Genomic DNA, 24,940 nt, shown 5'->3' with positions numbered 1-24,940 from the left:
GGGGCAGGTCAGTCCGGATCGGTGAGCTGTCGCGGGAGCTTGAAGACCATCTTCTCTTCCGCTGCCTTGATCGTCTGTTCGTGGACGTCGCGCCATTGCGAGATGCGCTCGACGACTTCGCGGACCAGGATTTCGGGTGCGGAGGCGCCCGCGGTCAGCCCGAGCGTGCCCACGCCGTCGAGCCATTCGGGCTCGATCTCGTCGGCGCGCTGGATCAGCCGCGCATTGGCGCCCAGCCGCTCGGCGACCTCGACCAGCCGGAGCGAGTTCGACGAATTGGGCGAGCCGATCACCAGCACCAGATCGCTGGCCGGGGCGATCCGCTTGACCGCCGCCTGACGGTTGCTGGTGGCGTAGCAGATATCTTCGGCCTTGGGCCCCTGGATCTGCGGGAAGCGCGCTTCCAATGCGGCGATGATCTCGGCGGTGTCGTCCACCGACAGCGTGGTCTGCGTCAGATAGGAGAGCTCGTCCTGCGTGGTGAAGGGCAGCCTCTCGATGTCCTCGACCGATTCGACGAGGGTCATCTGGCCTTCGGGCACCTGGCCCATAGTCCCGATGACTTCGGGATGGCCCGAATGCCCGATAAACAGGATATGACGCTTCTTCTCGAGCTGGCGTTCGGCCTGGCGGTGGACCTTGCTGACCAGCGGGCAGGTGGCATCGACATAGAGCAGCTTGCGCCGTTCCGCCTCGGCAGGGACCGATTTGGGTACGCCGTGGGCGCTGAACACCACCGGCATGTCGTCGGGGACCTCGTCGAGTTCCTCGACGAAGACCGCGCCCTTGGCCTTCAGTCCCTCGACCACATAGCGGTTGTGGACGATTTCATGCCGCACATAGACCGGAGCGCCGTATTTCTCGAGCGCGCGCTCGACGATCTCGATGGCGCGGTCGACACCGGCGCAGAATCCGCGCGGCGCGGCGATGAGCAGGGTGAGCGTCGGTCTGAGGCTCGCGGGTTGCAAGGGGGCATTCATAAGCCTCCCCCTAGCGCTTTGCGTGCGCCCTCGCTAGGGGATGCGACCATAGGAATTCGAGGGATACGACACGCATGACTTTCCGCTTCCGCCAGCTTCCCGCGATCGCCCTCGGTCTTGGCCTCGCCGCCTGTGCCAGCGAAGGTGATCTCGTGGTCGATCAGGGTGTCGGCATTACCGCCGTGCGAAGCGTCTGCCCTGCGGTCGGCGTGCCCGATTACACCGGCGACGTCACCGTGTTCCGCGATCCGCAATCGCGGCTGGCGAGCGATATCGATGTGACGGCAACGATCACCAATGTCCGTTCCACCTGCAACGAAACGGGCGACCGGATCTATTCCGAGGCCGGTTTCGACGTTCAGGCGCGCCGCAGCGACACGCGCGGTGCACGCCAGGTGACGCTGCCCTATTTCTCCACCGTCCTGCGCGGCGGAAGCTCGGTGGTGACCAAGCGGGTCGGCACGGTGACGTTCGCGTTTGCAGACGGTGAAGCCCGCGCGAGCGCCCGTGCGACCGCCGGTGCCTTTGTCGATCGCGCCCAAGCGACGCTGCCGGCCGAAATCCGCGAGCAGATCACCCGCCGCCGCCGCGCAGGCGATCCCGATGCCGCGCTGGATCCGCTGGCCGATCCGACGGTCCGCGCGGCGATTGAGCGCGCCACCTTCGAGCTGTTGGTCGGTTTCCAGCTGACCGAAGAGCAGCTCGCCTACAACGCAACGCGCTAGATCGCATGGCGACGCCGCTTCGGCAGCGCCATTGCACCCCACGGTTCGATCCGTACGCGTTCCCCGCGGGCGCGCAGCCTGGCTGAGACATGACCGAGACGCAGACCCTCCACGCCCATTACGCCGCCAAGATCGATGCGGTGCTCAACGCGCTCGAGATGGAAGGCGACCTTCCGCCCGATAGCGACCGCAGGAATGTCGCGGTCGAGCCGCCGCGCGATCCGGCGCATGGCGATCTGGCGACCAACGCCGCGATGGTGCTGGCCAAACAGGCGAAAAGCAATCCGCGCGCGCTGGCGGACAAGATCGTCGCGCATCTGGCGCGCGATCCGGACATCACTGCGGCGGATATCGCCGGGCCGGGGTTCATCAACATCCGCCTGACGCAGGATGTCTGGTTGCGTGAACTGGCCACCATCGCCGCTCTGGGCGACGGTTACGGTCGCTCCACCAAGGGGCGCGGCACGCGCGTCAACGTCGAATTCGTCTCGGCCAACCCGACCGGACCCATGCATATGGGCCATTGCCGCGGCGCGGTGGTGGGCGATGCACTGTGCGATCTGCTCGCCTTCGCGGGCCATGACGTGATCCGCGAGTATTACGTCAACGATGCGGGCGGCCAGGTCGATGTGCTCGCGCGCTCGGCGCATATGCGGTATCGCGAGGCGCTGGGGCAGGATATCGGCACCATCCCCGAGGGGCTCTATCCCGGCGACTACCTCAAGCCGGTCGGCGAGTATCTGGCGGGCGAATATGGCGATCGCTATCTCGAGGCTCCCGAAGCGGAGTGGCTCGCGCAGTTCCGTGCCGCGTCGGTCGCGGCGATGATGGAGATGATCCGCGCCGATCTGGCCAAGCTGGGCATCGAGCACGACGTGTTTTCGTCCGAAGCGGCGCTGCAGGCGGCGGGCAAGCCAGAGGAGGCGGAAGCCTGGCTGCGTGCGCAGGATCTGGTTTACGATGGCGAGCTAGAGGCTCCCAAGGGCAAGGCTCCGCCGGAAGACTGGGAGCCGGTCGAACTGCCGCTGTTCCGTTCCACCAGGTTCGGCGACGATCAGGATCGCCCGATCCGCAAGTCCGACGGCAAATGGACCTATTTCGGCGCCGATCTGGCCTATCACTTCCAGAAGGCCGAGACCGCCGATGCGCTGATCGACATCTGGGGCGCGGATCATGCCGGCACGGTCAAGCGGATCACCGCCGCGGTCACCGCGCTGACCAAGGGTGCGGGGCGCGATGTACCCTTCGACGTCAAGCTGGTCCAGATGGTCAAGCTCATGCGCGGCGGCGAACCGGTGAAGATGTCCAAGCGCAGCGGCAATTTCATCACCATCGCCGATGTGGTCGAGGAAGTGGGCAAGGATGTGGTGCGCTTCACCATGCTGACCCGCAAGCCCGATGCGCAGATGGAGTTCGACTTCGCCAAGGTGGTCGAAGCCTCGAAGGACAATCCGGTTTTCTATGTGCAATACGCCCATGCGCGAATCCATTCGACGCTGCGCAAGGCGGCGGAACAGGGCCTCGCGCCTGCTTCCGACGCGCTGGAGCTGCTGGGCGAGGCGGATCTGGCGCTGATCCGTGAGGCGGCGCAGTTCCCGCGGATGGTGGAAGCCGCCGCCCAGGCGCGCGAACCGCACCGGATCGCCTTTTATCTCAATGACCTCGCCAGCGCCTTCCACAGTTTCTGGAACGCGGGTAACGACGATAGCTCGCTGCGGATGATCCAGTCCGACAATGAGACACTGACTTCAGCGCGGCTGTTCCTGGCCACGCAAGTGGGGCAGGTGATACGCAACGGCCTTGCCATCTTGGGCGTCGAGGCCGTCGAGGAAATGTAAGGGGCGTCGGGTGATTGCGGGCGAAGACGGAGATACACAGACCTATCCGGGCGAAGAGCTCGATCTGGGCCGTGACGGCGAAAGCCTGCCGTGGCTGGAATCGGTCGATGACGACGACGGCCACGAGCAGGGCTTCGACACCACCCGGCTGATCGGGATCGGTCTGCTGATGATCGTGGTGCTCGGGCTGATCGTGGGCGGCATCTGGTGGGCCACCAACAGCGCAACGGGCGGCCCCGAACCCGATGGTTCGCTGATCGAGGCACCCACCGAGCCCTATCGCGTGCGTCCGGAAAATGAAGGCGGCAAGACTTTTGCGGGGACCGGCGATACCAGCTTTGCGGTGGGCGAGGGCCAGACCCGCGAGGGCCGACTGGCACCGGCGACACCCGAGCCTGCTGCGGAACCGACCGACGACGCGCCGAGCCAACCGGCTCCGCCGCGCTCCGGCCCGCTCCCTGCGGGGACCGCGGTGCAGGTCGGCGCCTATTCCAGTCGCGCGGATGCCGAGACCGGCTGGAGCACGCTGATCCGACAGACCGAAGTCCTGTCCGGTGTCGATTATCGCATCGTCGAGGGGCGTGCCGATATCGGCACCGTGTTCCGCCTCCAGGCCGCCGCCGGCGACGCAGCTAACGCGCGGCGGATGTGCCAGGCGCTCAATGGCGATGGTTTGCCCTGCACCGTAAAATAGGCGCGGCAGGGCAGCGAAAGCCCGGTCGATTTCCACATCCGGCGTGACGGCTCGCTTGCGAAAGCAGCGTGAAGCTGCGATTCTGTTCCGATGACACCTGCGATCTTCGGAATTGGCGGCCCCAACCTGACGGAGGATGAGCGCGCCTTCTTCGCCGAGGCCGATCCGGTCGGCTACATCCTGTTCGCGCGCAATTGCGAGACCCGCGCCCAATTGCGCGCACTGACCGACGATCTGCGCGCCATCCACGGTCGCGAGAAGCTTTTCATCGGTATCGATCAGGAAGGCGGGCGGGTCGCGCGGATGAAGCCGCCCGAATGGAGCGCCTTTCCGCCCGGTGCGGTGTTCGACCGGCTTTACCGGATAGCCCCGGCCAGCGCGATCGAGGCGGCGCGGATCAACGCCCACGCGCTCGCGCTCGAACTCGCCGAAGTTGGGATTACCGTCGATTTCCATCCGCCGCTCGATCTGCCGCAGCCGGGTGCGCACGATGTCATCGGCGATCGCGCGCTCGGCCACGAGCCGATGCAGGTCGCGGCGCTGGGCCGGGCAATCCTCGATGGCTTCGCGAAGGCCGGGGTGCTGGGGTGCATCAAGCATATGCCAGGGCACGGGCGATCGGTGGTCGATACCCACAAGGAGATGCCGGCGGTCACGGCGAGCGACGAAGAACTCGCGCACGATCTCGCGCCCTTTATCCGGCTCAACCGGGCGGCACTGGGGATGACCGGGCACCTGCTCTTCACCGCCTGGGACGCCGAACGGCCTTCCACGCTGTCTCCGGTCATCATCGAGCAGATAATCCGCGGCAGGATCGGCTTCGATGGCCTGCTGTTGACCGACGATATCGACATGGAAGCGCTCAACGGGACCATCCCGGAACGCGCGGAACAGGCGATCGCCGCCGGCTGCGATGTCGTTCTCAATTGCTGGGCGCGGATGGAGGACATGATCGGCATCGCCGAGCGCTGCGGCGCCATGGGCGCGCCAGGCCTGGCACGGCTCGAACGCGCGCTCGCTGCCATGGGGGAGGCGCCCGAGAGTTTCGATCATCGCGAACTGATCGCCAAGCGCGACGCGCTGCTGGCGCTCGCCGGGGAGGCTGCGTGAAACAGGACGAGCTGCTCCTCGATCTGCCGCATGAGGCCGCGGCGGGAGCGGCTGGGGGCGAGGATTGGTCCGAAGATACGGCGCACAGGACGAACGAGCCCGAGGATGCGCTTTATCTCGACCTCGATGTCTGGGCCGGGCCGCTCTACCTGCTGCTCGACCTTGCGCGGCGCCAAAAGGTCGATCTGCGCCAGATCTCGATCCTTGCGCTGGTTGATCAATATCTCGAATACATCGATCAGGCCGACGCGCTGAAGCTGGAGCTGGCGGCTGACTATCTGGTGATGGCAGCCTGGCTGGCCTATCTCAAATCCTCGCTACTGCTTCCCAAAGAGGAGCAGGAGGAGCCATCCGCCGAAGAACTGGCGCTCAAGCTGCAATTGCGCCTGCAACGGCTGGGCGCGATGCGCGAGGCGGCGGCGCGGCTGATGGGGCGCGACCGGTTGGAGCGCGACGTTTTCCTGCGCGGTGCACCCGAGGGCTTGCGGATCGAGCACCTGACGCGGTGGAAATGCGACCAATACGCGCTGATCGAGGCCTATGGCCGGGTCAAGGCGCGCACCGCGCCTGCGGTCCACATGGTCCGCGACCGACCGGTGATGTCGCTCGACAGCGCGCTTGGCCGGGTCTCCGCGATGCTCGGAGTGACGCTCGACTGGATGGAACTGCGCGAGTTCCTGCCGCCGCATGCCGAGCCGCGGCTGCGCCGCTCGGCGCTGGCTTCGAGCTTCGTCGCCGCGCTCGAACTGGCCAAGATGGGCCGGGCCGAGCTGGCGCAGGACGAAATCTTCGGACCGCTGCGCCTGCGCCGGATCAAGGCATGAGCATGGACGATCTCGCGCGCGGGGTGGAGGCGGCGCTGTTCGCTGCCGAAGAGCCGATGAGTGCGGAAGCGCTGGCGGGCTTTCTCGGCGACGCCCCGCTGGCTGAGATCCGCTCCAGCCTGCGCGATCTGGCGGAGCATTATAGCGAACGCGGCATCCGCCTGGTCGAGCGCGGCAAGCGCTGGCATTTCCAGACCGCGCCCGATCTCGCCCACCTGCTCCGCCGGGAGAGCGAACGGACCCGCAAGCTCAGCCGCGCCGCCACCGAGGTGCTCGCGATCATCGCCTATCACGAGCCGGTCAGCCGCGCGGAGATCGAATCGATCCGGGGGGTGCAGACCTCGGGAGGAACGCTCGACGTCCTGATGGAGGCTGGCTGGGTAAAGATCGCTGGCCGGCGCGAAGCGCCCGGGCGCCCGACGATCTACGCCACCACTCCCGAGTTTCTCGACCATTTCGGTCTCAGCACCCGCCGCGACCTGCCGGGGATCGACGAATTGCGCGCCACCGGCCTGCTCGATCCGGTCGAGGAGGCCTATGACGCGCTGATCGGAGATGACGAGGTGGTCGATCCCGACGACGAGGATGAATCCGGCCTCGAAGAAGGCGGGCGCAGTGAAGCCTGACTGGCGCGAACCCGCGGGGATCGCTATATGGGGCGCAACGCTACGAAAAAGGTAATCCCATGTCGCTCGGCCCCTGGCAGCTCATCATCATCGCCCTCGTTATCCTGGTCCTGTTCGGGCGCGGGCGAATCTCCGAAATGATGGGAGATTTCGGCAAGGGCATCAAAAGCTTCAAGAAGGGCATGACCGAGGAAGAGCAGGCCTCGGATGGCCCCTCTCCGCGGATCGAAGGCCCAGGGCACGAGGCCAAGCCGGCTGGCGAGACGGTGACCGAGACCAAGCCCGCCGACCCCACCGAAGCCGGGCGTTGAAGCCCGGTCTAGAGGACTAGCGCCATGTTCGATATCGGCGCCAGCGAACTGCTGGTGATCGTGATCGTTGCGATCCTCGTCATCGGTCCCAAGGAAATGCCCCGCGCCTTGCGGACGGCAGGGCGCTGGATCGGCAAGATGCGGCGGATGTCCGCGCATTTTCGCAGCGGGATCGACACGATGATCCGCGAGGCCGAACTCGAGGATGCGGAGAAGGAATGGCGCGAACGCAATGATCGCATCATGGCCGAATCCTCCGGCAGCGACGTCCCGCCCGCGATGGAACCGCTCCCGCAGCAGGCTTCGAGCAAGGACGCTGCGGCAACCGACGATTACGACGCTCGCGCCGAAGCCGCCATCGCGCGCGCCCGGCCCAAAGGCCCAGCCGAAGATGGCAGCCCAACCGACCCGACGGACGCCGAACAGCCCTCGCTGCCTCTTGATCCCGCAGGCTCCAAGCCAGCAGGCCCCAAGCCCGCAGCCCCGAAGAAGGACGGCTGAGCCACCGTGATGAAGGATATCGACGAGAGCCAGGCCCCGTTGCTCGACCATCTGGTCGAATTGCGCGGACGGCTGGTGCGCTGCGTGCTTACGCTGGCAGTGGCGTTCGGCGTGTGTCTGTATTTTGCCGACGACATCCTCGGGTTCCTGATCCAGCCGCTCAAGGGCGCGTTTCAGGGCGATCAGGGGCAGTTGATCTTCACCAAGCTGTATGAAGTGTTCTTCGTCGAGCTGAAGGTGTCGCTTTTTGCGGCGTTCTGCATCAGCTTCCCGATCATCGCCAACCAGTTGTGGGCCTTCATCGCCCCCGGGCTCTATGCGAAGGAAAAGCGCGCCTTCCTGCCGTTTCTTTTCGCTACCCCGGTCCTGTTTGCGGCGGGCGCCTCGTTGGCCTACTTCGTGGTCATGCCGACCGCGTTCCGGTGGTTTTTGGCTTTCGAGGGCGAGGCCGGGGGGATGACTATCCAGGCGCTCCCAAGCGCAAGCGATTATCTCAGCCTGGTGATGCAGTTCATCCTGGCCTTCGGGATCAGCTTCCTGCTCCCGGTGCTTTTGCTGCTGCTCCATCGCGCCGGGATCGTTACCCGCGCGCAACTGGTGAGCGCGCGCCGCTATGTGGTCGTGCTGGTAGTCGCGTTCGCAGCGATCATCACGCCCCCCGATCCGGGATCGCAATTGCTGCTGGCTGTGCCACTGCTGCTGCTGTTCGAGCTGTCGCTGGCGATGATGTGGTTCTTCGACCGCAAAGCGGCCGAACCAGAGGATGCCGCGACCGAGTAGCTCGGCTCTTGGCTTCCCCACTTTTGGTATCGCGATCCGTACCCCACTGCATTTGGGTGGGGTGCTTGCCGTGCCCTCCGCAGACGCCGGTGCCGAAACCGGCTGATACAGAGCCGCGAACACCGGACACAACAAAAACGGGGCCCGAAGGCCCCGTTCCGTTAATCAGAATGTCGCAGTCGCTTACGGGCTGACGGCGTCGTCGTCGCCATTGTCGACGGCGATGAAGATGCCACCGATAACCGCAGCAGCGGCAAGCAGAGCGACGATGATCGAAACACCGCCACCGATTTCGGATTCACCCTCGACCGGCGCAGAGACGCGGTCGGCGGCGATTGCCGGGGTAGCGGCCATGGTTACGGCAGCAGCGGCTGCGGCGAGAAAACGGAACTTCATTCTTCAATCTCCTTACGAGAACTTTACCTGTCTCGATCACAGGGGCCTTTAAGTGAACTATCGGCCAAGTGCAACATAAAATCGGGCTAGCATAAAGAGCCTTGGGGGCCATCCTGCGTCCCGGGCGAAACGATCACCCCAATTTGCTTGGAGTTGCCGAATCAGGGGCTTACCGGATCATCGTCTTCCGAAAGAAAGACGATGGAAGCGGCCACCACGGCAATGCCGATGAGGTATATCAGCGGCGAATCCCCGCCAAGTTCGCTTTCCCCGGAAACGGGGGCGCTCTGGCGGGTAGTGCTCGCGGTTTCCTGCGCGGCGATCGGGCCGGCAATCAGAGAAGCGGCGGCTGCGGCCATCAGTAATTTACGAACCATGCAACGAACCCTTGTCGTTAGGAGTGTTTCGGGACGGGCCTGGCGCAACCTTCCGAACAGATTTTGCCCCGCGAAGTGCAACCGAGCACCACCTTCGCAGAGCGGACGGCGCCCTAGATGAGAAGTGGTTGCCACAACCTTAATTGCCTTATTTGCCCAGCCATCTGGGTCATAACGCAGGGAGCCTATCGAGGCCAGAGCGCGCCGCGCAACTATTCCGCCTTATACACTTGTCTGCCGCCGATCCAGGTCTGCAGCACGCGCGTGTTGCGCAGCTCTTCCGGCGTGGCCAGCAGCGGATCGCGATCGACCAGCACGAAATCCGCCCGTTCGCCGATAACAAGCTGCCCGAAGCGTCCTTCGGCAAAGCCTGCGAAGGCAGCGTCTCTGGTGAAGGCGGCCAGTGCGTCTTCACGGCCGACCCGTTCTTCCGGGCGCCAGCCGCCGAACGGCTGACCGTCTGCGTCGGTGCGGGTGAAGGCGGCAGCGAGCCCGGCGAAGGGATCGGGCGATTCGACCGGAGCGTCCGATCCGAAGACCAGCGGCGCGCCAGTGGCGGCAATGCTGCGCCACGCATAGGCGCCATCGAGGCGATCCGGGCCCAGCCGCGCTTCGGCCATGGTCCGGTCGCTGGTCTGGTGGACCGGCTGCATCGAAGCGATGATGCCGTGTTCGCCGAACAGGCGGATATCCGCCGGATCGAGGATCTGCGCGTGTTCGATGCGCCAGCGGCGGTCGCCGGGAAAGCTGTCGGCGATTTCATGCACCGCACTCAGCGCATCGGCATTGGCTGCGGTGCCGATGGCATGCAACGCGACCTGGAACCCGCCGTTGGAGGCGCGGACCAGAATGTTGCGCAATTGCGCCGGGCTCATCAGCGGCAGACCGGTGTTGCCCGGATCGTCGGCATAGGGCTGCTTGAGCCACGCCCCGCGCGAACCGAGCGCGCCATCGAGATAGAGCTTCACGCCGTTGAGCTTCAGCCGGTCGTCATACAGCCAGGGCGTGGGGCCCGAGCCGGCAACCAGTTCCATCGTGTCCGCGCTGGTTGCATACGACATGATCCGCAGCGTCAGCCGACCGTTGTCCCCGGCGCGGCGGAAGGTCTGCCAGTCCTCGATCGAGGTGCCCATGTCAGCGGCGGCGGTCACGCCCATCGAATGGAGGACCTCCTGCGCCCGCTGGAAAGCGAGATCGCGCTCGGCCGGGCGCGGGGCCGGGACTACACGCTGGACCAGCTCTTCGGCGGCATCGACGAAGACACCCGAAGGCATGCGCGATCCGGGGAGGCGTTCGACCCGGCCACCGGCGGGATCGCTGGTTGCTTCGGTGATCTGCGCGGCTTCCAAGGCACGGGTGTTGCCCCAGGCGGCATGGCCGTCGACGCGTTGCAGCCACACCGGTCGGTCGGACACGGCACTGTCGAGTTCGGCGGCGGTCGGGAAGCGGCCCAGGCCCCATTTTTCCTGGTTCCAGCCGCGTCCGAGAATCCACGGGCGACCGGGATTGTCGTCGGCAAACTCGCGGATTTTCGTCAGCGCCTCGTCGAGCGAATTGGTATCGGAGAGATCCAGCGTCAGCCGCGCGAGGCCGAGCCCCATGACATGGAGATGCGCGTCGATCATGCCCGGAAGCATCACCCGGCCTTCGCCGTCGAGCAGATAGTCGATATCGCTGGGCCGCTCGTCGTTGCGATCGTAGACCGCCTTCACCCGGCCACCGTCGTCGATCAGCAGCGCGGTGAAGCGATCGATCTTGCCGTCTTCGTCGATCCGCACGCCATCGACATTCTCGATCAGCTGGTCGGCGGCGGCGGGAGTGGCGAACAGGGCGGCGGCACAGGCGAGGAGGGTTATGCGGATCATGCGAGAGACACCGAAATCGTGGCTTGCTGTGGAAGTGCGAAGCGCCGGGGTTACGGCAAAGCGGGAAAGCCGCAAGACCTTTCCACGATTGCGCGGCTCCGCGATTGCGCGCCTCCACGATTGCGCGTCGGTGATGCCCGGACTAGGGCGACGCGCATGAGCCGGTCCGATGACACCTCCGCCACCCAGCAACTGACGCTGGCCGACGTGCGCGCTGCCGCAGCGCGAATCGCGGGGCAGGTGGTCGCGACGCCGATGCTGCATTCGCGCACGCTGTCGCAGATCGCCGGCGCCGATATCTGGCTCAAGTTCGAGAATTTGCAGTTCACCGCCGCCTACAAGGAGCGCGGGGCGCTCAACGCCTTGCTGCTGCTCGACGAGGAACGGCGTTCGCGCGGGGTTATCGCGGCCTCGGCGGGCAACCACAGCCAGGGGCTGTCCTATCACGGCACAAGGCTGGGCGTGCCGGTCACCATCGTCATGCCCAAGACCACGCCGACGGTGAAGGTGATGCAGACCGAGAGCGTCGGCGGTCAGGTCGAACTGTTCGGCGAGACCTTCGACGAGGCCTATGCCCATGCCCGCCAGCTGGAGAAGGAGCGGGGGCTGACCTTCGTCCATCCTTTCGACCATCCCGATGTCGCGGCGGGCCAGGGGACGGTCGCGCTCGAGATGCTCGAGGCGCAGCCCGATTTCGATTGCCTGGTGGTGCCGATCGGTGGCGGTGGATTGATGAGCGGGATGGCGACCGTCGCCAGCGCGATCAATCCGGCCATCGAGATGGTCGGGGTGCAGGCGCAGCTTTACCCGTCCATGTTCGCCAGGCTGCGCGGCGAGGAGGCGGTCTGCGGCGGCGACACTCTGGCCGAGGGGATCGCGGTCAAGGCGCCCGGTGAATTCACCTCGCAGATCATCGCGGCGCTGGTCGACGACATCCTGCTGGTCAGCGAACCCGCGCTCGAGCACGCGGTGGCGCTGCTGTTGCAGATCGAGAAGACCGTGGTCGAAGGCGCGGGCGCAGCCGGGCTTGCCGCGGTGCTGGCCAATCCCGAGCGCTTCAGGGGCAAGAAGGTCGGACTGGTGCTGTGCGGGGGCAATATCGACACGCGGCTGCTCGCCAATGTGCTGCTGCGCGACCTCGCGCGGGCCGGGCGGATCGCGCGGCTCAAGATCCAGCTGCAGGACCGGCCGGGGGCTCTCTATGCGGTAATGGGCGTGTTCGACGCGCACAATGTCAACATTCTCGAGATCCACCACCAGCGGATATTCACCTCGCTTCCCGCGAAGGGACTGTTCACCGAGATCGAATGCGAAGCGCGCGACGCCGCCCAGCTCGAGGGCCTGATCGAGGCGTTGCGCGCCAAGGGCTATTCGGTGGGCAAGGTTGAGCTCGACTGACAAATCGACCGCTCGGCGACAATCGGCCACGGCCTGTCCCAAACCGGAACCCCGCGACGCATTTGGGGGCCGAAATCTCTCTTTCGTGGTTAAGAAGCTTTTAACGGCGCGGCGAAACATGCATAAATTGGCCTAGCAGGCTAATCCGCCCGATCCCGCGAGAGGAAAGAGCACACAGTGACCGCCCCGATCCGCTTCCCCCGCTTCTTCGTGACCTCGCCCGCGCCATGCCCGTATTTGCCGGGCCGCAGCGAGCGCAAGGTCTTCACCGAACTGCGCAGCGAGAACGCGGATGAGCTGAACGAGGCGCTCGGCCGGATCGGTTTCCGTCGCAGCCAGACCGTCGCCTATCGCCCCAGCTGCCTCGATTGCCAGGCCTGCGTATCGGTCCGCGTTGTGGCGGAAGAGTTCAAGCCGTCGAGCTCGCAGAAGCGGCTGATGAAGCGCAACCGCGACATCGTCACCACCGAATGCCGCCCCTGGGCAACGCCGGAACAATACGAACTCCTCCAGAAATACCTCTCTGTTCGCCACCCCGGTGGCGGCATGACGCAGATGGAGGAGAGCGACTTTGCGGATATGGTGGAACACACTCCCGTTTCCAGCTATGTGATCGAATACAGGGAACCGGGTGTAGGGTCGCAACCGGGTCGCCTGATCGGCGCATGCCTCACCGACGAGCAGGGTGACGGGCTGTCGATGATCTACAGTTTCTATGACCCGGAGCATGAGGACCGTTCTGGGCTTGGCACATTCATCATCCTCGATCATATGCGGCGCGCAGCCGCGCGCGGCCTGCCCTATGTCTATCTGGGCTATTGGGTCGAGGGCGCCGAACGCATGCAATACAAGGTGCGGTTCCGGCCGCTCGAGCGGCTGACACGTGCCGGATGGGAGCGCATTTCCGATGAGGAGCACGGACGGCTTATCGCCGCGGCCACCGCGCCCCGATCGGGTGATTCCGACACCGGTTCCGCTCGCAAGCGTATCGATGGGCGCCCGCAGAAGGACGCGCTCCCTGCCGCATTCGACCTGGTCGGCTGACGCCCATTCTTTGCCTGCACGTTTGCTGGCCGCTGCCTGCGTGATAGCGCTGGTGGCGCCGGTTTCCGTTCAGGCGCAAAGCGGTCAGCCCTCGCTCGAGGAACTGATTCCCGACAGCGCGGTCGAAAATCCCGACGCATGGGCAGATCTGGGTGCCGAGGGCGAGGACCTGCCTGACGACCCTGTAGTCGATCCCGATACGCCGATGGCCGATCCGCCCGGCATGGATCTCGCCTGGCCCGAAGACATCGAACTGCCGCCGATCGAGGATGTCGAAGCGCCCGAAGAGGTCGAGTTCGTCGACCTCGAAATCGCCGGACCGCAGGTCGCATTCAGCGGTGCTGAAATCATCGAGATTTCGGACGATCTGGTGCTCGGTTTTCCGCAGCGCGAGCCGCCATTCGGCGGGCGTGTCGATTTCATCGAACGGTTCGAGGCGCTGTCCACCATTCGGGTTCTCGATACCGACGACGACAATATCGCTCAGCTCTCCGCGCGGGCGCGCGAGGACGAGGAGCTGCTCGACAATCTGCTGCGTGTCTATGGCTATTACGACGGGCGGGTAATCCGTTCGATCGGCTCGCGCGATGCAGGCGAAGACACCGCCAGCGAGCGGCCGATCGTGCGCTTCGACATCATTCCCGGCGAACGCTATCGCTTTGGCGCAATCGATCTGGGTTCGCTGTCGGCAGCCCCCGACGCCGAAGCCCTGCGTGCGGCTTTCGAGATCCAGAGCGGCGATTTCCTCCAGAGCGACAAGATCATCGAGGAACAGCTCGATCTCGATACCGCGCTGGGCGAGACCGGCTATCCCTTCGCCGAAATCGACGCGCCCGAACTGCTGATCGACCATGAGCGCGAAGAGGGCGATCTTACCCTGCCGGTGACGCCGAACGGCAAGTATGTTTTCGGCAATGTCGTCAGCAGCGATCCGGACTTCCTCTCTAGCCGCCATCTGGGCACTATCGCGCGGTTCGAACCGGGCGATACTTTCAAGCGTAGCCTGGAACTCGACCTGCGCCGCGCGGTGACCGCCACGGGGCTTGTGTCGACGGTCACGATCACTCCACGTGAAGTCACGCCTCCGAGCGAGGGCCAGCCGGGTGTGGTGGATATCGACGTCGCGCTGGAGCAGGCCGATCTGCGCACCATCGCGGGGGCGATCGGGTATGGCTCGGAAGAAGGCATCCGGCTCCAGGCGAGCTGGGAGCACCGCAATTTCTTCCCGCCCGAAGGCATGCTTCGCATTCGCGGCATCGCCGGCACGCAGGAACAGCTTGCCGGCGTCACCGTGCGCAAGAACAATTTCGGCGGTCGCGACCGGATCCTCAACATCGACGCCTACGCCAGCACGATCGACAGTCCCGCCTTCGAAGCGCGCACCGCCGCGCTGGTTGCGACCTACGAGCGGATTTCGACGCTCTTGTTCCAGAAGCCGCTGAGCTGGTCGATAGGCGGCGAACTGGTCGCGACGCAGGAACGCCCCCCGGCCACCAATGGGGTCAGCCAGCCGCGCGAGACCTACTTCATCGCTGCCATTCCCGCTTACGCGCAGATCGATACCACCGACGATCTGCTCGATCCGTCCGAAGGCTTCCGTCTCTCGGGTCGGCTTTCGCCCGAGGTGTCGCGCAATCGCGGGGTGCAGAGTTTCTATCTGCGCGGCCGCGCCGATGCGAGCTATTATCAGGAACTGCGCGAAGGCTTCGTGATCGCCGGACGCGCGGCCTACGGCTCGATCGTCGGGACCGATCTGCGCAACATCGCCCCCTCGCGACGGCTGTACGCTGGCGGCGGCGGTTCAGTGCGCGGCTACGGCTTCCGCGAGATCGGCCCGCGCGACGATCTGGGCGAGCCCAGCGGCGGTCGCAGCGTAGTCGAGGTCGGCATCGAAGCCCGCATCCGCACCGGCTTCATGGACGGTGCGGTCGCGATCGTGCCCTTCATCGATGCCGGTTCGGTCAGCACTTCGGTCACCCCCGACTTCTCCGAGATCAAGATCGGTGCTGGCATCGGGGTACGCTATTACACCGGCTTCGGACCGATCCGCGTCGATGTCGGCGTCCCGCTCAACCCCGAAGAGGGCGATGCGCCGGTCGCGGTTTATGTCTCGCTCGGACAGGCGTTCTGATGGCCGACGAGACGGAACTGCCCCCCCAGGCGGAAGCCGAACCGGAAACCGCGCAGGAACCTGCCGGGCGCAGGCCGTGGACGCGGCGCAAGCGGGTGAGCAAATGGGTGGTGGGCATCCTCGGCGCGCTGGTCCTGGCGATCGTCGGTGCAGTGGTTCTCCTCAATACGCCGATCGGCGAGCGTTTTCTGGCCAATCGCATTGCACAGCAGACGCTGCCCAACGGGCTCAACATCCGCATCGGCCGGATCGAAGGCAATCTCTACGGCGCGGCAGTGCTGCACGACGTGGTACTGTCCGACCCACAAGGCCCTTTCATGACCATCCCTCGCGCCGAGGTGGACTGGAACCCGGGCGGCTGGCTCAACAATACGCTCGACATCGACAGCTTCACTGGTCGCCGCGCCACGCTGATGCGGATTCCGGAATTCCTCCCGAGTGAGGAAGACGGCCCGATCCTGCCCGGCTTCGACATCGCAATCGATCGGTTCGAGATCGACCGCCTGACATTGGCCGAGGGGATCGTCGGCGATCGCGCCGAGACGCTCAGCCTGCTCGCCGAAGTACAGGTTCGCGACCGGCGCCTGAAGCTGACGGCGCGGGGCGGTCTTGGCACCGACCGATTTGCGATGCTCGTCGATGCCGCGCCCGATAATGATGTGTTCGATCTCGGGCTCGACTATCGCGCACCCGAAGGCGGTACGATCTCGCGGCTGCTCGGAACCGATGCCGCCTACCGCGCCCGGGTCGCAGGTGCGGGCAGCTGGAGCCGCTGGGACGGCGCGTTGGCGGTGCGGCGCGAGGAGGAGAGCTTCGGCGCGTTCAAGCTGACCAATCGCGGCGGCCGCTTCTCGCTGGTCGGACAGGCGCGCCCGGATGGTCTGCTCGAGGGCCTGCCCGCGCGGCTTGCCGGCGGCACCGTCTCGCTCAAGGCCGTAGCGACTATCGACGATCGCCGGGTCGAAGGCAGCTACGCCTTCCGCTCCGATGCACTGGCGGGGAGCGCGCGCGGCGTCGTCGATCTCGCCGAAAACCGCATCTCCGATTTCTCGCTCGACGCGCGGCTGCTCGAACCGACCGTGTTCAGCGAAGACCTGCGTCTGGACGATACGCGGGTGATCGCGACGCTTGATGGTGCCTTCGACGATATTGCCATCGAACACACACTCGAGATCGGTCGCCTGACCTCGGGCGAAACCCGCATCGAGGGGCTTACCCAGAGTGGCCTTGCGACCTATGACGGGGTCCGCTGGACCGTACCGATCAACGCTGCGGTGCAGCGGATTGCCACGGGCAACGATATGCTCGACCCGCGGCTCGTGCGCGGGCGCGTGGGTGGCACGCTGGTGCTGCAGGGCGACCGGCTGCTGTCCGACAACCTCGAACTTTCCTTCCCCACCGCAGATGCGCGGCTTGCGCTGCAGGGCGATCTGGGGGCGGGTACCTACAATCTGATGGGCGATGTCCGGGCGCGCCAGCTGGCTTTCGACGATGTCGGCGGGGTCAACGGCGGCGCGCGCTTTACCGTGGCGATCGGGCCGGGGACATGGAATATCGCGGCCAATGTCGATGCGCGGATTGCGCCGGTCGCCAATGCCACCCTTGCCAATCTGGCGGGCGATCCGATCCGGGTCCGCGGCGGGATCCGCATCGGGGCCAACGCGCCTCTGGTGTTCCAGGAATTGCGGATCGATGCGGCCAAGCTCACCGCCCGGCTCGATGGCCGGGTCGGACCGGGCGGCACGACGGTTGCGGGAAGCGGGCGCCATGTCGATTACGGACCCTTCACCGTCGAGGCGCAACTGACCGACGCAGGACCCGAAGCGGTGCTGGTGTTTGCCGATCCGCTCCCGGCGGCCGGCTTGACCGACGTCCGCGTGGCGATCTCGCCGGTCGGGGATGGCTTCCGGATCGAAACCCAGGGCGGCTCGACGCTGGGTCCCTTTGACGGCGTGCTCGGGCTTGTCGCTCCCGCGGGTGCGCCGGTGCGGATCGAGATCGAACGGCTGACCGTCTCGGACTCCCAAGTCACCGGGGACCTCACTCTGCTCGATGGCGGTATCGCGGGCGATCTGGCGCTTAGCGGCGGCGGGCTCGATGGCACCATCGCGCTGGCCCCGCGCGGCGGCGGACAGGGCTTCGACATCGATGTACGCGCCCGCAACGCCAATTTCGGCGGCGCGACCCCGATCCGTATCGCCCGAGCCGATATCCAGGCGCAGGGGTTGATCGCCGAGGGCAGCTCGACCTTCTCGGGCAGCGCCCGCGGTGCCGGACTGACCTATGGCACGCTGTTCCTCGGCCGCTTCGCTGCGCAGGGTGAGGTCACCGATGGCACCGGGCGGGTCGATGCTTCGGTGGCGGGGCGTCGTGGTGGAAGCCTGCGGCTCGATCTTCAGGCGGGCATCACCCCCGAGCGGGTGACGCTGGCAGCGCGCGGCGAATTCGCTGGCAAGGACATCGCCATGCCCGGTCGCGCGGTGTTGAACCGGATCGAAGGCGGCGGCTGGGAATTGCAACAGACCCGGCTCGACTACGGCGATGGCGCTGTGGTTGCCGCTGGCCGCTTCGGCGGGGGGGAGCTGAGCCTCGACCTCAAGCTGGCGGGAATGCCGCTGTCGCTGGCCGATATCGTCGTCGCCGATCTGGGGTTGGGCGGGACGATCTCGGGCGCGATCGACTATTCGCTCGGGCCCGACGGATTGCCGCGCGGGCGGGCACGGGTAAAGGTCGACGATCTCACCCGTTCGGGGCTGGTGCTGTCGAGCCGCCCGGTCGATCTCTCGCTGGTTGCAACGCTGACCGCGAACCAATTGCAGACCCGTGCAGTGCTGCGCAACGAGGATATCCGCCAGGGCCGGCTGCAGGCGCTGATCACGGACCTGCCGCAATCCGGGCTGGTGCTCGAACGCCTGCGTGCAGGAGATCTGTTTGCGCAATTGCGCTACGAGGGCGCTGCCGAGAGCCTGTGGCGGCTCGCCGCGATCGATGCCTTCGACCTGACCGGACCGGTGGCGATCGCTGCGAACGCGACGGGCACGCTGGCCGACCCGCAGGTGCGCGGCTCGGTGAGCAGCGACGATCTGCGCGTGCGCAGTTCGCTCTCGGGCACCGATATTCGCGATGTAAGCGTGAGGGGCCGCTTCACCGGCTCGCGCCTGCGGCTGGCCAGCTTTTCGGGCCGGGTCGGTGACGACGGCACGGTCAACGGCAGCGGCATCGTCGATCTCGCCGGGCTGGGCGAACGGGTCGAAGGACGGTTCCTCGAGGTGCGCGGACCGACACTGGACCTGCGCGCTTCTGCGCACAACGCGCGGCTGCTCAATGCCAACGGGCTCGACGCCACAATCACCGGGCCGCTGCGGATTGTTTCCGACGGTCTGGGCGGGACCATCGCCGGACGCGTCATCATCGATCGCGCGAGCTGGAGCCTGGGCAGCGGTGCCGAGGACATGGCGCTGCCGCGGATCAGCACGCGCGAAATCAACGTGCCGTCGGACACCGGGCCGCGCGTCGCCGCGGGCCGTCCGTGGCGCTATCTCATCAATGCGCGGGGCCCGAGCCGGATCGATGTCGACGGCATGGGTCTCGACAGCGAATGGGGCGCCGACATCATTCTGCGCGGCACCACCGACGAGCCCCGCATCGGCGGCGAAGCGCGGGTGGTGCGCGGCAGCTACAGCTTTGCCGGCACACGCTTCGAACTCGAACGCGGGGTGATCGAGTTCGACGTCAACGGGCCGATCGATCCGCGGATCGATATCCTCGCGGAGTCGGAAGCCAACGGTATCGATGTCGAGGTGAGGGTGGCGGGCAACGCCATGCAGCCCGAGATCACCTTCTCATCCAACCCCGCGCTGCCCGAGGAGGAGATCCTCGCGCGGTTGCTCTTCGGCGGCTCGATCACGACGCTTTCGGCAACCGACGCCCTGCAGCTCGGCGCGGCGCTGGCGAGTCTGCGTGGCGGCGGCGGAATGGACCCGATCAACCAGCTGCGCAGCGCGATCGGTCTCGACCGGCTGCGGATCGTTGGCGCCGATCCGGCGCTCAACCGCGGCACCGCGGTGGCGTTGGGCAAGAATTTCGGACGGCGGTTCTACGTCGAGATCATCACCGACGGGCAGGGCTATTCGGCGACCGAGGTGGAGTTCCGCGTTACCAGCTGGCTTTCGCTGCTGGCCTCGATCTCGACCATCGGACGCGAAAGCGTGCTCGCCGAAATCAGCCGCGACTACTGAGCAGGAGGCCCGGCACGGGCCATTGGCGCAGTCAGAACTGCGTCGATGGGGGCCACCACGCCATTGCTCGATTCGACCGCCTCGCCGACAAACCTTGCGACCGCACCATTGCTGTGGGTCGCGACGATGGTCTCGCCGTCGAGTTGGAAAGTGATCGCACCGCCGCCGAGGGTGGTCATTGCGGCGCTGCCGCCGCCATGCTCGATCGCGGCCCGGATAGCGATCGGGGTGACATGGCCCGGCAGCACATGGTCGCGCAGCAGACCCGCCAACAACGGGCGTTCCTCCAGCGTCAGCAACCGCTCCGCGTTCTCGCCCAGGGCTTCGAAGGCGGGATCGGTCGGGGCGAGCACCGTGTAGCTGCCCGCGCCATCGAACACTTCACTGAGCTGGGCGACCAAGAGCGCTTCGGAGGTGGTACCCAGATCCTGAAGCCTGGCGATCGACTGGTAGAGCGTCTCGCCATCGGTGGTCAGCCGTGCGGGCTCGGACTCTTCAGGCGAACCACAGGCGGCGGTTGCCAGCACCAGTGGCACCAGCGCCGCGCCGAGCCAGTTCCGGATCGGGCGGCTTGTCGGGCGTATTTTCTTCATGTCAAAAGATCGATCGCCGCGGTGACCAGCCGGGTGTCCGGATCGACGCGGTAAACATAGCCATCCACATAGCGATAGTTCGTTTCCGCCGAATCGGCGTAACGATCGCGGAGCGGGTAGGGCACGTTGTAGACATCGTAACCCGCGGGCAGGGGCTCGCCGACCGAGATGTCCTCGTCGACCAGCAACGCGACCACCGACTGGATCACAGCGCTCTGCGGATCGACGCGGTAAAGGGTGTTGTCGGCATAGCGGTAGCTCCCCGGTTGGCCCAGATTGTAGAAATCGATCAGGTAGGCGTGCACGGTCTGGCTGCCGTAGGAGCCGGGCCATATGTTGCCGCCCGCCAGCGCCCCGCCGAGCAGCGGGATATAGCCCGCGATCCCCTTGTCAGCAGCGGCGCCATTGGCGAGCCGGAGAAGAAAACCGTCGCGATAGAGATAACGCCCGGGATCGAAGCCGGGCAGCCCGAACAGTTGCGGCGTATAGGCGGTACCCAGCAAGCTCTCGCGCTGTCTGGACCGGGATTTCGCCTGTCCCGGAGCCTGGCAGCCGCCGGTCTTCGCCAGCCCGGGCGGGCAGCGGACCAGCATCCGCGCGGTGCGATCGAGCGGGCCCGCGAGCATGCGTTCGAATACCCCTTCGTGCCCGTCTCGCGACTGACCGTCGCGCGAAAAGAAGTCGCGCAGTCTGTTTGCGGTTTGCGTGGGTTGATTGCGCGCGGGTGGCTCTGCCCGGTCGGCGGCGGGTTGCGGAGGAACGCGCGCCTCGCGACGGTCTTGGTTCGAGAGTATTTCTCCGACCACCTGCTGCGCCTTGGGTTCGATCTCGCGCAAGGGGCGCAGGTCGACTTTGGAAGGCTGCGAATTTTCGGCGGGTGCAGCCGTGCCACGCTGCGCGTCGCGCTGATCACGGGCGTTGCCGGGCCGTTCCGCACCGGGTGGGTCGCTGCGCTGTTCGGCAGCCCGCTCCGCTGCCCGCTCCGCTGCTGGCTGGCCGGTATTTTGGGCGAGTGTACCCGACGCGGCCAGCGCAAGCGCGGCAACGCCAATACTGATTCTAAACATCGGTTAACTCCTGGTTGCCTTTTCCAACGTGGCGCAAGCCAGCGGGTTCCAAGCAGTCGGTAATGCATTCGACCCGGCAAACCCGCATCAAACTGCGGTTCATCTGCCTGCAAGGTAGAGCTTCGCCTCGGCCGCCCGGCGGCGAACCAGCCCCGCCATCACTCGCCCACCGGCGTGCTTCCATCGTGCGAACTCCTTGGCGGCGTCGGCAAATTCGCCCGCGAGGTGGCAACGCAACAAGGTCGAGCGGGCGAGCGCGCCGGTGTTGTAGTGGAAGCTGGCGAGCGCATCGAACGCGTGCTGGCTGGTGGGCGCGCCTCCGATGGCGCGCGCAACATCGGCGGCAAAGCGCTCCAGATCGCGGGCCAGCCGCTCGTCGCATTGCGCCTGCGTCCACACCGTGCCCGGTCCTATCCCCGCGCCGGTCGCGCCCCAGCCGATGGTCCAGGGATCGCCGCCGGTCCCGGGGTCGGAATAGGCTTCGACCATCCCGTCGCCGCGCCGCCGCGCGCAGCCCTCGAAGCGCTTGATCAGCGCTATGCCGTCGGGGCCGATGGCGCTTGGCTGGGCCAATGCATTGCCCTTTGCATCGCCAAGCGCGGCGTCGATGGCCCGGTCGAGCGCCGCCACCTCGGCCCGCCGGAACCCGCGCCCGAGCATCCGCCGTACCGCATCGAAAATTGTCCTGCGCTGCATGCTGCCACCTCATTCCAAGCCGAATCGAGGCGCGATAAGTAGGCAGAATGCGGGCGTGTAGGAAAATGGTTTCTACGCGATCCGTTCGCCCCGTGCGGAGTCGAGCGGAGCCGGCGCACCGTGTCGCGACGGCGCTCTACACCAACGGGGCTGGCCGGGTTCCAACCTCCTCATTGGGAGGAACCGAAGGCGACGCGGCAATCCAGCGCGCCGGTCCTACGAGGGGTTGGCCTGCGGCCTCCTTACTCCCCGGCAGAGCGCCTGCCTGACAAGAGCTCTTGACTGACAAGAAGTCTTTACAGTAAAGAGCTCTTGTCAGGCAGGAGATGGTTCGTTGGAAAACCGGTTGAAGGGCTATCGCGAGCAGCAGGGCTGGAGCCAGGGCGAACTGGCCCGTCGGCTCGGCGTCTCGCGCCAGACCATCAACGCGGTCGAAACCGACAAATACGATCCCTCGCTGCCTTTGGCGCTGCGCACGGCCAAGCTGTTTGGCGTGGCGGTGCCAGACCTGTTCATCGACCATTGGGAGCCCGAAAAATGATTGCTCAACCTCAAACATCCGCACCGACCCCGAAGAAGAAATCGCTGGCTCGCCGGCTGGCGCTGCCGATCGCGGGCGGTGCGATCAGCGGGTTTCTCGCCTCGCTGCTGTTTCTCAACCTAACCGACATTACCAGCGCGGACGGGCTGGGCGCCTCGCGCGATATCGGCGGTCTGGTCGGGGTACTCTACATCCTCACCGGGCTGGCGGTCGGGCTGGGCTCGGCCAGTCCCAAGGCCGGCGCCAAATTCCTCAATGTCGAGGATGCCGACGAATTGCGCGAGGGGCGGCGCATGCTGACCCTGAGTTCGCTTGCCATGGTGGCGCTGGGCGGGGCGCTCGTCCTGCTGGCGCTGTCGGGGCCGGTCGGGCCGATGGCACCACTGCTAAGTGCGGGCGGGGCGATTATCCTGATCGCCTGCGCCACCGCTCTGAGCGTGGTCTCGCGGCGCCTGACCGACGAGATGCAGCGCGCGCTGTCACGCGATGCAACGGGGAGCGCTTTCGCGCTGCTGCTGGTGATTGGTGGGGGCTGGGCGCTGCTGGCGCACACCGGCTTCGTCGCCGCACCCGCGCCGCTCGATTGGCTGACGATGTTTGCGGTGTTCCTGCTGATCGGCTGTTTCTGGCAGGGCGCGCGCCGCGGGCTGATGCTGCGCGGGCCGAACTGAAGCTGGCGAAACTGTACTCACAAAACCGAAGGGGCGCCCGGATTGCTCCGGACGCCCCCCTCGGTGAAGTCTTGGGCCTATCAGGCGCTGTAATACATGTCGAACTCTACCGCACAAGGAGTGGTCTCCATGCGGATGACTTCTTCCCATTTGAGCTCGGCATAGGCGTCGATCTGGTCCTTGGTGAAGACGTCGCCCTTGAGCAGGAACTCGTGATCCGCCTCGAGCGACTCGAGCGCTTCGCGCAGGGAGCCGCACACGGTCGGCACATCGGCCAGCTCGGCGGGTGGCAGGTCGTAGAGGTTCTTGTCCATCGCCTCGCCGGGGTGGAGCTTGTTCTGGATCCCGTCGAGACCCGCCATCAGCAGCGCCGCATAGGCGAGATAGGGATTGGCCATCGCATCGGGGAAGCGGAACTCGACCCGCTTGGCCTTCTCGCCCGCGCCGTAAGGGATGCGGCACGAAGCCGAGCGGTTGCGCGCCGAGTAGGCGAGCAGCACCGGCGCCTCGAAACCCGGGACCAACCGCTTGTAGCTGTTGGTGGTCGGGTTGGTGAAGGCGTTCAGCGCCTTGGCGTGCTTGATGACGCCGGCAATGAAGAACAGGCAGTTCTCCGACAGGCCGGCGTATTCATTGCCCGCAAAGGTCGGCTTGCCCTCGGACCAAATCGACATGTGGGTGTGCATGCCCGAGCCGTTGTCGTCCTTGATCGGCTTGGGCATGAAGGTCGCGGTCTTGCCATAGGCATGCGCGACCTGGTGGACGACATACTTGTAGATTTGCATGTTGTCGGCGGTTTCGACCAGCGTCGAATAGGTCAGCCCCAGCTCGTGCTGCGCAGCGGCGACTTCGTGGTGGTGCTTGTCGCAAGGCAGCCCCATCTCGAGCATGGTGGCGACCATCTCGCCGCGGATGTCGGTGGCGGAATCGACCGGGGCGACGGGGAAATAGCCGCCCTTGGCGCGCGGGCGGTGGCCCATGTTGCCGCTCTCGTATTCGCGGCCCGAATTGGTCGGCAGTTCGATATCGTCGAGCGTGAAGCCCGAACCGGCGTAGCCATCCTCGAAGCGGACATCGTCGAACATGAAGAACTCGGCCTCGGGCCCGACATAGATCGTGTCGCCGATCCCAGAATTGCCGAGATAGGCCTCGGCGCGCTTGGCGGTGGTGCGCGGATCGCGCGAATACCAGTCGCCGGTCGAGGGTTCGACGATGTCGCAAAAGACGATCATCATCGCCTCGGCGCTGAAGGGATCGAGATAGACCCGCTCGAGATCGGGCTTGAGGATCATGTCGCTCTCGTTGATTACCTTCCACCCGGCGATGGAGGAACCGTCGAACATCAGTCCGTCCTCGAGCATGTCCTCGTCGAGGGCGCCCGCGACCATGGTGAGATGGTGCCACTTGCCCTTGGGGTCGGTGAAGCGCAGGTCCAGCCAATCGATGTCTTCGTCTGCGATCCGCTTGAGGATCTCTTTTGCACTTGCCATGATCGTGTTCTCCGTCGGAATGAAATTTGTGTGGGACGCGCAGG

At 65.8% G+C, this 24,940-nt stretch carries 23 protein-coding genes; 15 read left to right on the top strand and 8 right to left on the bottom strand.

The genetic code is table 11. The features are described from left to right. Positions 1 to 8: 8 nt before the first annotated feature. The gene (gene ispH, locus A9995_RS08265; RefSeq protein ID WP_067611341.1) at positions 9 to 980 is read right to left on the bottom strand and encodes a 4-hydroxy-3-methylbut-2-enyl diphosphate reductase; all 972 of its coding nucleotides are present in this window, start codon (positions 978 to 980) and stop codon (positions 9 to 11) included. 74 nt (positions 981 to 1,054) lie between these two features. On the opposite strand from ispH, the gene A9995_RS08260 reads away from it, so the two are divergent. The 9 genes from A9995_RS08260 to tatC all read left to right on the top strand — a co-directional run bounded on the left by A9995_RS08260 (position 1,055) and on the right by tatC (position 8,389). Further along, positions 1,055 to 1,705: a hypothetical protein gene (locus tag A9995_RS08260; protein WP_067611336.1), complete on the top strand. Its 651-nt coding sequence runs from the start codon at positions 1,055 to 1,057 to the stop codon at positions 1,703 to 1,705. 89 nt (positions 1,706 to 1,794) lie between these two features. Further along, positions 1,795 to 3,543 carry an arginine--tRNA ligase gene (gene argS, locus A9995_RS08255; RefSeq protein ID WP_067611328.1) on the top strand — a complete coding sequence of 583 codons (1,749 nt, stop codon included), beginning with the start codon at positions 1,795 to 1,797 and terminating at the stop codon, positions 3,541 to 3,543. Positions 3,544 to 3,553: 10 nt separating this feature from the next. Next, a complete protein-coding gene (locus tag A9995_RS08250; RefSeq protein ID WP_082992582.1) occupies positions 3,554 to 4,237 on the top strand; it encodes an SPOR domain-containing protein in 684 nt (227 codons plus the stop codon). Positions 4,238 to 4,327: 90 nt separating this feature from the next. Then, positions 4,328 to 5,347, top strand: coding sequence for a beta-N-acetylhexosaminidase (gene nagZ / locus A9995_RS08245; protein WP_067611325.1), 1,020 nt, complete (start codon positions 4,328 to 4,330; stop codon positions 5,345 to 5,347). Continuing rightward, positions 5,344 to 6,171 carry a ScpA family protein gene (locus tag A9995_RS08240; RefSeq protein WP_233998139.1) on the top strand — a complete coding sequence of 276 codons (828 nt, stop codon included), beginning with the start codon at positions 5,344 to 5,346 and terminating at the stop codon, positions 6,169 to 6,171. Before nagZ ends, A9995_RS08240 begins: the two co-directional genes overlap by 4 nt. Positions 6,172 to 6,173: 2 nt before the next feature. Continuing rightward, a complete protein-coding gene (scpB, locus tag A9995_RS08235; protein ID WP_067611320.1) occupies positions 6,174 to 6,797 on the top strand; it encodes an SMC-Scp complex subunit ScpB in 624 nt (207 codons plus the stop codon). A 59-nt stretch (positions 6,798 to 6,856) separates the two neighbouring features. Beyond that, a complete protein-coding gene (tatA, locus tag A9995_RS08230; protein ID WP_067611317.1) occupies positions 6,857 to 7,108 on the top strand; it encodes a twin-arginine translocase TatA/TatE family subunit in 252 nt (83 codons plus the stop codon). A gap of 24 nt (positions 7,109 to 7,132) precedes the next feature. Further along, positions 7,133 to 7,609, top strand: a complete 477-nt coding sequence (tatB, locus tag A9995_RS08225; protein ID WP_067611315.1) for a Sec-independent protein translocase protein TatB — start codon at positions 7,133 to 7,135, stop codon at positions 7,607 to 7,609. 9 nt (positions 7,610 to 7,618) lie between these two features. Then, a complete protein-coding gene (gene tatC, locus A9995_RS08220) occupies positions 7,619 to 8,389 on the top strand; it encodes a twin-arginine translocase subunit TatC (RefSeq protein WP_199797244.1) in 771 nt (256 codons plus the stop codon). 183 nt (positions 8,390 to 8,572) lie between these two features. Here the strand turns inward: tatC and A9995_RS17040 are convergent, their stop codons facing one another. The 3 genes from A9995_RS17040 to A9995_RS08205 all read right to left on the bottom strand — a co-directional run bounded on the left by A9995_RS17040 (position 8,573) and on the right by A9995_RS08205 (position 11,027). Beyond that, positions 8,573 to 8,785, bottom strand: coding sequence for a hypothetical protein (locus tag A9995_RS17040; protein WP_067611310.1), 213 nt, complete (start codon positions 8,783 to 8,785; stop codon positions 8,573 to 8,575). 161 nt (positions 8,786 to 8,946) lie between these two features. Further along, positions 8,947 to 9,144, bottom strand: a complete 198-nt coding sequence (locus A9995_RS08210; RefSeq protein WP_067611304.1) for a hypothetical protein — start codon at positions 9,142 to 9,144, stop codon at positions 8,947 to 8,949. 230 nt (positions 9,145 to 9,374) lie between these two features. After that, positions 9,375 to 11,027 carry an amidohydrolase gene (locus tag A9995_RS08205; protein WP_067611301.1) on the bottom strand — a complete coding sequence of 551 codons (1,653 nt, stop codon included), beginning with the start codon at positions 11,025 to 11,027 and terminating at the stop codon, positions 9,375 to 9,377. A 156-nt stretch (positions 11,028 to 11,183) separates the two neighbouring features. Here A9995_RS08205 and A9995_RS08200 point away from each other — a divergent pair, with 156 nt between their 5' ends. From A9995_RS08200 to A9995_RS08185, 4 genes are all read left to right on the top strand, one after another. Beyond that, positions 11,184 to 12,425, top strand: coding sequence for a threonine ammonia-lyase (locus A9995_RS08200; protein ID WP_067611298.1), 1,242 nt, complete (start codon positions 11,184 to 11,186; stop codon positions 12,423 to 12,425). Between the two features lie 177 nt (positions 12,426 to 12,602). Then, complete coding sequence (locus A9995_RS08195; protein ID WP_067611294.1) at positions 12,603 to 13,469, top strand: arginyltransferase; 867 nt, start codon at positions 12,603 to 12,605, stop codon at positions 13,467 to 13,469. Positions 13,470 to 13,479: 10 nt separating this feature from the next. Next, positions 13,480 to 15,600 carry an autotransporter assembly complex family protein gene (locus A9995_RS08190; protein ID WP_233998137.1) on the top strand — a complete coding sequence of 707 codons (2,121 nt, stop codon included), beginning with the start codon at positions 13,480 to 13,482 and terminating at the stop codon, positions 15,598 to 15,600. After that, complete coding sequence (locus A9995_RS08185) at positions 15,600 to 19,838, top strand: translocation/assembly module TamB domain-containing protein (protein WP_067611291.1); 4,239 nt, start codon at positions 15,600 to 15,602, stop codon at positions 19,836 to 19,838. Before A9995_RS08190 ends, A9995_RS08185 begins: the two co-directional genes overlap by 1 nt. On the opposite strand, the gene A9995_RS17035 is transcribed toward A9995_RS08185, so the two are convergent. The 3 genes from A9995_RS17035 to A9995_RS08170 form a co-directional block, all read right to left on the bottom strand. Continuing rightward, entirely contained in the window at positions 19,832 to 20,431 is a 600-nt protein-coding gene (locus A9995_RS17035; protein ID WP_067611288.1) for a fasciclin domain-containing protein, read from the bottom strand. The two genes, A9995_RS08185 and A9995_RS17035, sit on opposite strands and share 7 nt — an antisense overlap. Next, a complete protein-coding gene (locus tag A9995_RS17030) occupies positions 20,428 to 21,498 on the bottom strand; it encodes a hypothetical protein (RefSeq protein WP_067611285.1) in 1,071 nt (356 codons plus the stop codon). Before A9995_RS17030 ends, A9995_RS17035 begins: the two co-directional genes overlap by 4 nt. A gap of 99 nt (positions 21,499 to 21,597) precedes the next feature. Beyond that, the gene (locus tag A9995_RS08170; RefSeq protein WP_067611282.1) at positions 21,598 to 22,194 is read right to left on the bottom strand and encodes a lysozyme; all 597 of its coding nucleotides are present in this window, start codon (positions 22,192 to 22,194) and stop codon (positions 21,598 to 21,600) included. A gap of 334 nt (positions 22,195 to 22,528) precedes the next feature. On the opposite strand from A9995_RS08170, the gene A9995_RS08165 reads away from it, so the two are divergent. Both A9995_RS08165 and A9995_RS08160 read left to right on the top strand, forming a co-directional pair. After that, complete coding sequence (locus A9995_RS08165) at positions 22,529 to 22,735, top strand: helix-turn-helix transcriptional regulator (protein ID WP_067611279.1); 207 nt, start codon at positions 22,529 to 22,531, stop codon at positions 22,733 to 22,735. Next, entirely contained in the window at positions 22,732 to 23,406 is a 675-nt protein-coding gene (locus A9995_RS08160; protein WP_067611275.1) for a hypothetical protein, read from the top strand. The genes A9995_RS08165 and A9995_RS08160 overlap by 4 nt, the downstream gene beginning before the upstream one ends. Positions 23,407 to 23,486: 80 nt before the next feature. Here A9995_RS08160 and glnA read toward each other — a convergent pair whose 3' ends face one another. Beyond that, a complete protein-coding gene (gene glnA / locus A9995_RS08155) occupies positions 23,487 to 24,896 on the bottom strand; it encodes a type I glutamate--ammonia ligase (RefSeq protein ID WP_067611272.1) in 1,410 nt (469 codons plus the stop codon). Between the last annotated feature and the right edge of the window lie 44 nt (positions 24,897 to 24,940).

The organism is Erythrobacter sp. QSSC1-22B, assembly GCF_001678665.1.
Taxonomy (GTDB): Bacteria; Pseudomonadota; Alphaproteobacteria; order Sphingomonadales; family Sphingomonadaceae; genus Qipengyuania.
The sequence above is the reverse complement of the archived record's forward strand: the minus strand, read 5'-3'. Positions and strand labels throughout refer to the sequence as shown.

Bases quoted from the DNA above. Each gene is read 5' to 3' on its own strand.
- A9995_RS08260 (WP_067611336.1), top strand. From the start codon at position 1,055: ATGACTTTCCGCTTCCGCCAGCTTCCCGCGATCGCCCTCGGTCTTGGC.
- A9995_RS08160 (WP_067611275.1), top strand. From the start codon at position 22,732: ATGATTGCTCAACCTCAAACATCCGCACCGACCCCGAAGAAGAAATCG.
- A9995_RS08205 (WP_067611301.1), bottom strand. From the start codon at position 11,027: ATGATCCGCATAACCCTCCTCGCCTGTGCCGCCGCCCTGTTCGCCACT.
- ispH (WP_067611341.1), bottom strand. From the start codon at position 980: ATGAATGCCCCCTTGCAACCCGCGAGCCTCAGACCGACGCTCACCCTG.
- A9995_RS17040 (WP_067611310.1), bottom strand. From the start codon at position 8,785: ATGAAGTTCCGTTTTCTCGCCGCAGCCGCTGCTGCCGTAACCATGGCC.
- A9995_RS08170 (WP_067611282.1), bottom strand. From the start codon at position 22,194: ATGCAGCGCAGGACAATTTTCGATGCGGTACGGCGGATGCTCGGGCGC.
- A9995_RS17035 (WP_067611288.1), bottom strand. From the start codon at position 20,431: ATGAAGAAAATACGCCCGACAAGCCGCCCGATCCGGAACTGGCTCGGC.
- tatB (WP_067611315.1), top strand. From the start codon at position 7,133: ATGTTCGATATCGGCGCCAGCGAACTGCTGGTGATCGTGATCGTTGCG.
- A9995_RS17030 (WP_067611285.1), bottom strand. From the start codon at position 21,498: ATGTTTAGAATCAGTATTGGCGTTGCCGCGCTTGCGCTGGCCGCGTCG.
- glnA (WP_067611272.1), bottom strand. From the start codon at position 24,896: ATGGCAAGTGCAAAAGAGATCCTCAAGCGGATCGCAGACGAAGACATC.
- nagZ (WP_067611325.1), top strand. From the start codon at position 4,328: ATGACACCTGCGATCTTCGGAATTGGCGGCCCCAACCTGACGGAGGAT.
- argS (WP_067611328.1), top strand. From the start codon at position 1,795: ATGACCGAGACGCAGACCCTCCACGCCCATTACGCCGCCAAGATCGAT.
- A9995_RS08185 (WP_067611291.1), top strand. From the start codon at position 15,600: ATGGCCGACGAGACGGAACTGCCCCCCCAGGCGGAAGCCGAACCGGAA.
- tatC (WP_199797244.1), top strand. From the start codon at position 7,619: ATGAAGGATATCGACGAGAGCCAGGCCCCGTTGCTCGACCATCTGGTC.
- tatA (WP_067611317.1), top strand. From the start codon at position 6,857: ATGTCGCTCGGCCCCTGGCAGCTCATCATCATCGCCCTCGTTATCCTG.
- A9995_RS08200 (WP_067611298.1), top strand. From the start codon at position 11,184: ATGAGCCGGTCCGATGACACCTCCGCCACCCAGCAACTGACGCTGGCC.
- scpB (WP_067611320.1), top strand. From the start codon at position 6,174: ATGGACGATCTCGCGCGCGGGGTGGAGGCGGCGCTGTTCGCTGCCGAA.
- A9995_RS08210 (WP_067611304.1), bottom strand. From the start codon at position 9,144: ATGGCCGCAGCCGCCGCTTCTCTGATTGCCGGCCCGATCGCCGCGCAG.